Source organism: Dyella sp. (genome assembly GCF_035508675.1).
Classification (GTDB): domain Bacteria; phylum Pseudomonadota; class Gammaproteobacteria; order Xanthomonadales; family Rhodanobacteraceae; genus Dyella_B.
The window spans coordinates 1-7,308 of the sequence record NZ_DATJMN010000335.1 but is presented as its reverse complement, the minus strand read 5'-3'; the positions used below and the strand labels follow the sequence as shown (position 1 = coordinate 7,308).

The 7,308-nt window shown below is 62.5% G+C and carries 5 protein-coding genes; 3 read left to right on the top strand and 2 right to left on the bottom strand.

Features of this window, described 5'->3' with window-relative positions; translation table 11 throughout:
- On the bottom strand, nt 1-510 hold a 510-nt coding region (locus VMA74_RS17950; protein ID WP_325369454.1), incomplete at its 3' end, for a tetratricopeptide repeat protein.
- Entirely contained in the window at nt 498-2,069 is a 1,572-nt protein-coding gene (locus VMA74_RS17945; protein ID WP_325369452.1) for a tetratricopeptide repeat-containing sulfotransferase family protein, read from the bottom strand. The genes VMA74_RS17950 and VMA74_RS17945, both read right to left, overlap by 13 nt.
- A 117-nt stretch (nt 2,070-2,186) precedes the next feature.
- Here VMA74_RS17945 and VMA74_RS17940 point away from each other — a divergent pair, with 117 nt between their 5' ends.
- The 3 genes from VMA74_RS17940 to VMA74_RS17930 form a co-directional block, all read left to right on the top strand.
- Nucleotides 2,187-3,503, top strand: a complete 1,317-nt coding sequence (locus VMA74_RS17940; RefSeq protein WP_325369450.1) for an aspartyl/asparaginyl beta-hydroxylase domain-containing protein — start codon at nt 2,187-2,189, stop codon at nt 3,501-3,503.
- A gap of 96 nt (nt 3,504-3,599) precedes the next feature.
- Nucleotides 3,600-4,388, top strand: coding sequence for an AMP nucleosidase (locus tag VMA74_RS17935; protein ID WP_325369448.1), 789 nt, complete (start codon nt 3,600-3,602; stop codon nt 4,386-4,388).
- Between the two features lie 307 nt (nt 4,389-4,695).
- Nucleotides 4,696-7,308 (top strand): TonB-dependent receptor (locus tag VMA74_RS17930; protein ID WP_325369446.1); only part of this gene is annotated, 2,613 nt, incomplete at its 3' end.

Genomic DNA, 7,308 nt, shown 5'->3' with positions numbered 1-7,308 from the left:
CAGTTGCGCGGCCAATCGGCCGGCGTGCACGTGCAGGCGCGCATCGGTGGAGCCGGTAGCGATGCAGTCTTCGCACAGGGCCATCGCGTCTTCCTGTCGCCCACTTTCATCCAGCAGTTCGATGGCCTGGATGCGATGTTCGAGATCCTGCCCGGGCTGAGTGAACAGCGCGCACAAGGTTTGCGCCATCGCGCAAACGCGGCCTTCGCTGTGTAGCAGCCGTGCGAGCAAAAACGCCGCGGCGGCCTGCGCCGGATGGTCGGCGAGCAATGCGCGCAATACGTCCTCGGCGTCGCGCGGCATGCCTTGTTCCAGCAGTGCGCCACCAAGAGCCAGCTGCAGTTCTGTCGAGGAAGGATGCGCCTGCACGCCGGCCCGCAGCACCGCCAGTGCATCGGTCAGGTTCCTCTGCAGTATCAGCGTGCGGGCATTGGCCAGCCATTCTGATGCCGATGAACCGGCAAGCTGGCTAACCAGTGGGTGCATGGCCGCGGGCGTCAGGCTTGCCATGGCGACAGCCCTAGCGCACGGCGCAGAGGATCGAGCAAGGCGCCGTATTGCGGTGCGCGGGCGGTATCGCCACGCAAGGGTTGGCGTACCTGGTTGGCGCTGGGCGAGCGCACTTCGCGGCGCGTTTCGTGGAAGCGCAGGCACGGCTCTTCAAACGGGAGATCACAGAAATCCAGCAGCTTGCGGATCTGCGCTTCCGGTTCGGCGAGCAGCGCTTCGTAGCGGTGCTCAAGCACGCGCTCCGGCGCACGTGCACTCCAGAACGAAAGACTGCGGTCGTAGTCCCGCCAGAAACCAGCCAGGTCTTCGAAGTCGCGCGTGTACTCGTTGTTGTGCAGGCGTTGGCGATAGCAAGCGAAGCAGTTTTCCAGCGGATCGCGGCGGCAGCCGATGATCCGTGCCGCCGGCAGCATCGAGCGGATGGCGCCGATGTACATCCAGTTGCCGGGCAGCTTGTCGACGACAATCGGGCGCTCTTTGCGCCAATGCGCGGTGCGTTCCAGGTAACGCTGGCCGAGGTGTTGCCAATCGATGGGCGTCATGGCTGCAGCCCAGCGCGGAAACGGCAGCTTGCTTTGCCGCGACTGCTCGGCCAGCACGGCGGGTAGATCCGCCAGTTCGCCGGCGCCGTCGACCTTGGAATGCGAGGCCAGTATCTGCTCGACCAGCGTGGTGCCGGAACGCGGCATGCCCACTACGAAGATCACTTCGCGGCCGAACGACTCCGGTGCGCTCGCGACCGGCGCCTCGAACGCCTGCAGCACCATGGATATGCCGGTGGAAAACGCTTCGCGCGGCCACCGGTAACGGCGGCGTGCGATGGCATTGGCACTGGCCAGTGCATTAAGCGACTGCGCATAGCGGCCCTGGTCGTCAAACGCCTTGGCGAGCGCGAAGCCGATGGCCATCCGGTCTTCGTCGGTCGCTTGAGTGGTAGCCAGTGCGCTTTGCATCTGCCGGATGTCGTCGTCCGTCAGGCGCAGCGTCTTCAAATCCGCCAGACCCCACCACGCCATGCCGGACCACGGTGCTTCGGCAATGATGCGGCGATAGTGCTCGGCCGCTTGCGCAGAGTGGCCCTGCATGCGCAGCAGATCGGCGAGCTGCGCGCGGGCGGTCATATGCTGCGGTGCCAGCGACACGGCACGTTGCAGCGCGTCGGCGGCTTCGTCGTTACGCACGCTGCGCGTCAGCATGATGCCAAGGTTGTACCAGGCATCAGCCAACTGCGGTTGCATGTCGCAGGCGCGGCGCAAGCTGGCGATGGCGGCGTCGTAATCGCCGGCCTGGCCCAACAGTGAGCCGAGCGTGTTGTGGTAAAGCGCGTCGTCGGGACGCTGCGCAAGCGCCTGGCGCATGCACTGCAAGGCTTGCTGGTGTTCGCCGCGCATGCCGTGCAGGCCGGCGCGCATGCGCAGTACTTCCGGATGCAGCGGATGGCGAGCCGCTGCATCGGCCAGATGGCGGCTTGCTTCATCCGCCTTCCCCGCATCCAGGGCTGCGCCCGCCGCCTGGATGGATTGCGCCGTGCGCGGATCCAGATCCGTCAATCGTCCCACCAACCGTTTCCCCGGAATTGTGCGGAAATAAATTGCAGCTAGTATGCATCAAGGGTGCCCGGTTTCATGCCGCGCAAGCGGAGCGGGCGCCTTGAAGCCCTGGGGAGGGTAGAAACGATGAATGCACCGTGGGGTGGTGACCTCGCGCAATGGCGCGAGGCTGCGCACGCACACTTGAATCAGGGGGAGTTGCCACAGGCCGAGCGCGCATTCCGGGGCGTGCTGGAACGTGCGCCGGACGATGTGGAAGCGCTGCAGTTCTTGGCCCGCTGCCACCATGAGCGCCGTGAATGGGCGGTCGCGCTGGGCTATCTGCAAACCGCGGCAAGGCTTCGGCCATCCGACCTGGACGTGCTCCAGCCGTTGGGCGCCGTGCAATGGGAGATAGGCGACTTCGCCGGTGTGGTCGATACCTTGCGGCGTGCGCTGCAGCAGGCGCCGTCCCTGTTTCAGATGCGATTGCGGCTGGGGCTGGCGCTGGAACAGCTGGGACGCACGCACGAAGCGACCGCTGCCTACTTCGCCGCGGTGCGCACCGCGCAGGCGCAAGGGCGTTGGCTCAGCGACGAAACGACCGCGCCCGGTTTGCGCGACGCCGTCAAGCATGCCATGCGCTATGCCATCGTCGGCCGCAGGGAGCTGTTCCAGCAAGCGCTGGAACCGTTACAGCAGCGCTACGGCGCGGCCGAATTACGCCGCGTGCATCGCTGCCTGGACATCTATCTTGGGTTGCAGCCGGGCAGCATTCCCGATCCGCGCCAGAAGCCCAAGTTTCTGTATTTTCCGGATATCCCCAGCCAGCCCTATTACCCGCGCGAGCGTTTTCCCTGGTACGAGATGCTGGAATCGGCCACCGACGAGGTGTGCGAGGAGCTCCATGCCGTGCTGCAGGCAGAGCAGCAACTTGAAGCCTTTCTGGGTGAAACATCCGAAGCGCAAACACAAGACATGCTGCGCTCCTCGGGGGCGCAGCCGGCGGCGTGGGATGCCTACTTCTTCCAGCGCCATGGTGAGCGTTACGACGGCCACTACCAGGCCTGCCCGCGCACGTCCTCGCTGCTCGACCGCCTGCCGTTGTCGCGCATCCGCGATCACGCGCCGGAAACCTTGTTTTCGGTGCTGCGGCCGGGCACGCACATCCTGCCGCACACCGGCGTGACCAACACGCGCCTGGTCACCCACCTGCCGCTGATCGTGCCGGCCGATTGCGCGTTGCGCGTGGGTGGCGAGGTGCACACGTGGCAGAAGGGCCAGTGCGTTACGTTCGACGATACCTTCGAGCATGAAGCGTGGAACCGCAGCGGCGAGACGCGCGTGGTGCTGATCTTCGACTGCTGGAATCCGGACCTGAGTGAAGCCGAGCGCGCCGCGGTGACCGACCTGGTCGCTGCGATCGGGGATTTCAACAGCGATTGCGAAGTTTCAGCTTCGTAGGCTGGGATGAAATCCCAGCCTACGTGCTCCGAGGTGGCGCGCGTGAAACCGTCCGGGGCGCAACACCGGTGCGCTGCGCCGACACAAGAGCCTTGCATGAAGACCAAACACGAAATCGTCACCAACTGGTTGCCGCGTTACACCGGCGTGCCGCTGGAGCAATTCGGCCACCACATCCTGCTCACCAACTTCGGTCATTACGTCGACCTGTTCGCGCAGTGGCATGGCGTGGAAGTTCAGGGACGCGACCGGCCGATGCCCAGCGCGACCGCTGACGGCATCACGCTTATCAACTTCGGCATGGGCAGCCCCAATGCCGCCACCGTGATGGATCTGCTGAGCGCGATCCAGCCCAGTGCTGCGCTGTTCCTCGGTAAATGCGGTGGGCTGAAAAAGAAGAACCAGCTCGGCGACCTGATCCTGCCGATTGCCGCCATCCGCGGTGAAGGCACCAGCAACGACTACCTGCCGACCGAGGTGCCGGCGCTGCCGGCGTTCCAGTTGCAGCGCGGTGTCTCCACCATGATCCGCGACCTGGGGCACGATTACTGGACCGGCACCGTCTACACCACCAACCGCCGTGTGTGGGAACACGACGAGAGCTTCAAGGAATACCTGCGTCGCACACGCTGCATGGCGGTAGACATGGAGACCGCTACCATCTTTGCCGCTGGCTTCGCCAATCACATCCCCTGCGGTGCGCTGTTGCTGGTTTCCGATCAACCCATGATTCCGGAAGGGGTGAAGACGGAATTGAGCGACCGCAGCGTTACTACGCAGTACGTGGAGGCGCACATTCGGATCGGCATTGAAGCGCTGAAGCTGGTGCGACGGAATGGCCGCAGCGTCAAGCACCTGCGCTTTGAGGACGAACCAGGGGAGTGACCTTAGTCTTTTATGGGGTCGTCGTTAATTCTTGCGTTTCGTGAAATATTGCGATCGATGGAATATTGCTTACACCCGTAATTATTTGTCGTTGACTTTCTGTTGCGGCTGAGTGCCAAATGCTAATGAGCCGTTAAGAGATTCGGCTCAAGCAATTGGGGATGGGGAAGGAAAACTGTCTGTGCTCGATCTGCCGGGCGGGACCGGTCGGTCGAGATGTTTGTTGTGGTTTTCTTGCCTCTTTGATTTTCTTGCCGCTGGGGAGCGTCTAATGAGCAACAGGAAATTTTTGCCTGCATCGAACAGGATGCAGGTACGTCACACTGCGCTGGCTGTTGCAGTTGCGATGGGTTTTGGGTTTTCCGGACAGATACTGGCGCAGGCCACAACAGGTTCCGTATTTGGTACCGCGCCGGTGGCGGCGGGTGAAACGGTTCGCATCGTCAACAACCAGACTGGTTTGACCCGCACTGTCGCTGTCGGCAGCGATGGCCGCTACGGCGCCAACCAGTTGCCGACGGGTGACTACACCGTATCGCTGATGCAGAACGGCAACGTGGTGTCTACACAGAGCCATGTGCAGGTGACGGTGCAAGGCGGCACGCCCGTGACGTTTGCCGCTGCTGCTGCGGAAAAGAACGTGGCGAACCTCTCCACCGTCACGGTTACCGCCAACGCGGTGCCTGCGATCGACGTATCCTCCACCCGCCAAACCTCTGTGCTCACCGCGCAGCAGCTGAAAACCCTGCCGATCGCTCACAGCGCTGAAGCCATTGCGCTGCTGGCCCCCGGCGTGAGCCAGGGTGGCTCGAGCCTGGGCACGGGTCCGACCGGCTCGCCGCTGGTTTCGATGGGCGGCAACAGCGTTGTGGAAAACGCCTATTACCTCAACGGTTTCAACACCACCGATCCGATCGGTGGCGCAGGCGGCATCGGGCTGCCGTACTTCGCTATTGCCGAGCAGCAGACCATCACCAGCGGTTACGGCCCGGAATACGGTCGTTCGACAGGTGGCGTGATCAGCCAGATCGGTCAGCGCGGTAGCAACCAGTGGCATGCCGGTGCGTACGTGTCCTGGGCTCCGTCCTTTGCCGAAAGCCAGTACGACAACATTTATTACAGCAATCCGCTGACACCGGTAGGCGCACTTGGTTATACCGTCAACCCGGCAACCGGCGTTGTCAGTCCCGGCAAGCCTTACATGGCGCCTACGCAGGGCACCACGAACTATCAGCCCGGCTACGGCCAGATCGAAAGGGGCCGCAAGCAGGATAGCGACTGGGAAAATGTGTATGACGCCTACATCAGCGGCCCGCTGATCAAGGACAAGCTGTTCTTCTTCCTGACGGCCGAATGGCAGCACGACAGCAACGATCACGCCGGGGCGACTGGCGTGGCGGCGAACTACGGCATGGTGTCGCCTTCGGGCTACTATGAAACGAGCGCCACGAACAGTCCGAAGCTGTATGGCAAGTTGGACTGGAACATCAGCGACAACAACGTGCTGGAGTTGACCGGCGTCAGAAGCCAGCAAAATGAAACCAGCAGCAACTTCTACCAGTACAACTACTCGGACCAGTCGGTCGCCAACTACTACGCCCCGAATGTACTGTTCAAGAATACCTACAACATCGGTATCCTGAAGTACACCTCCTACATCACCGACAACCTCACGCTCGAAGTGATGTACGGACTGATGGGTGCGGATTACTACAGCAGCTTCGCGGGCGGCGATATTTCTCCCGTCACGTTCGGCACCGGGTTTGTCGTGCCGCCGGGTGTTGCCGCGCCACAACTGGTTAGTCAGACCCTTCCCAATCCGCAGCACACCACCAAGACCGAGAACCTGCGCATCGACCTGGATTGGAAGATCACCGACAGTCACGATCTGAAGTTCGGTATCGACAACGTCCAGTATCGTGACGACAACGACGGCGCCACGACCATCGGCGGCGGCACCTGGAACTACTTCTTCGGTACGCCATCGACCGTCTCCGCTGCGCCGTTCCTCAATGGTGCCGGCAACGTCACGGGCAACTACGTTCAGCAATCCATCGTGCAGACGGACGTGACGATTGCTTCGCGCGAAAAGGCGCAGTACGTGGAAGACCGCTGGCAGATCATGCCCAACCTGCTGCTCGACCTGGGTCTGCGCAACGATCAATTCGAAAACACCGGACCCGGTGGCGAAGCCTACGTGAAGGAAAACAGCCCGCAGTGGGCGCCTCGCATCGGCGCCAGCTGGGACGTGTTTGGCGACAGCACGTTCAAGGTCTTCGGTAACGCAGGGCGCTACTATCTCGCGTTGCCGGCGGGTCTGGCCGGACGCAACCCGCAATTCGGTTCGATCAACGGTTCCGTGGTCTACACCTACACGGGCATCACTTCGAATGGCCAGCCGACCGGCTTGAGTGTGGTTCCCGTCGCGCCGACCGGTGGTCCGGTGCCGGGCTTCTTCTCGGCGGACGGCGAGAACGGCGGTTCGCATGGCAATATCAAGAACTACGCCTCGACCAACCTCAAGCCGCAGTACCAGGACGAATACGTGCTGGGCTTCCAAAAGACGCTGGGCGATACCGGCCTGGTGTGGGGCGAGCAGGCGACCTGGGAGAAGGCGGGCAATCTCGTCGATGACACCGACGTCGCCAATTACGATGCGAACGGCAACGTCATTAACATCGTTCCGGGCCTGGTCAATCCAGGCAAGACCAATTACATCCCGCAGCCAGGCGGTCCGGTCGTCTGGAATCCGAACACGGGCGTAGGTCTGGTCTGCAATGGCGCCTTTGGCTCATCGCCGGGGAACTGCTCGATGCCGGAACCGTCGCGTAAATACTACGCGCTGGAGAACTACCTGGAACACAGCTGGGACGGCAAGTGGTACGCCAAGGTCGACTACGTGTTCTCCAAGTCGTACGGC

Coding starts and splice junctions, on each gene's coding strand:
- VMA74_RS17940 (WP_325369450.1), top strand. CDS start 2,187: ATGAATGCACCGTGGGGTGGTGACCTCGCGCAATGGCGCGAGGCTGCG.
- VMA74_RS17935 (WP_325369448.1), top strand. CDS start 3,600: ATGAAGACCAAACACGAAATCGTCACCAACTGGTTGCCGCGTTACACC.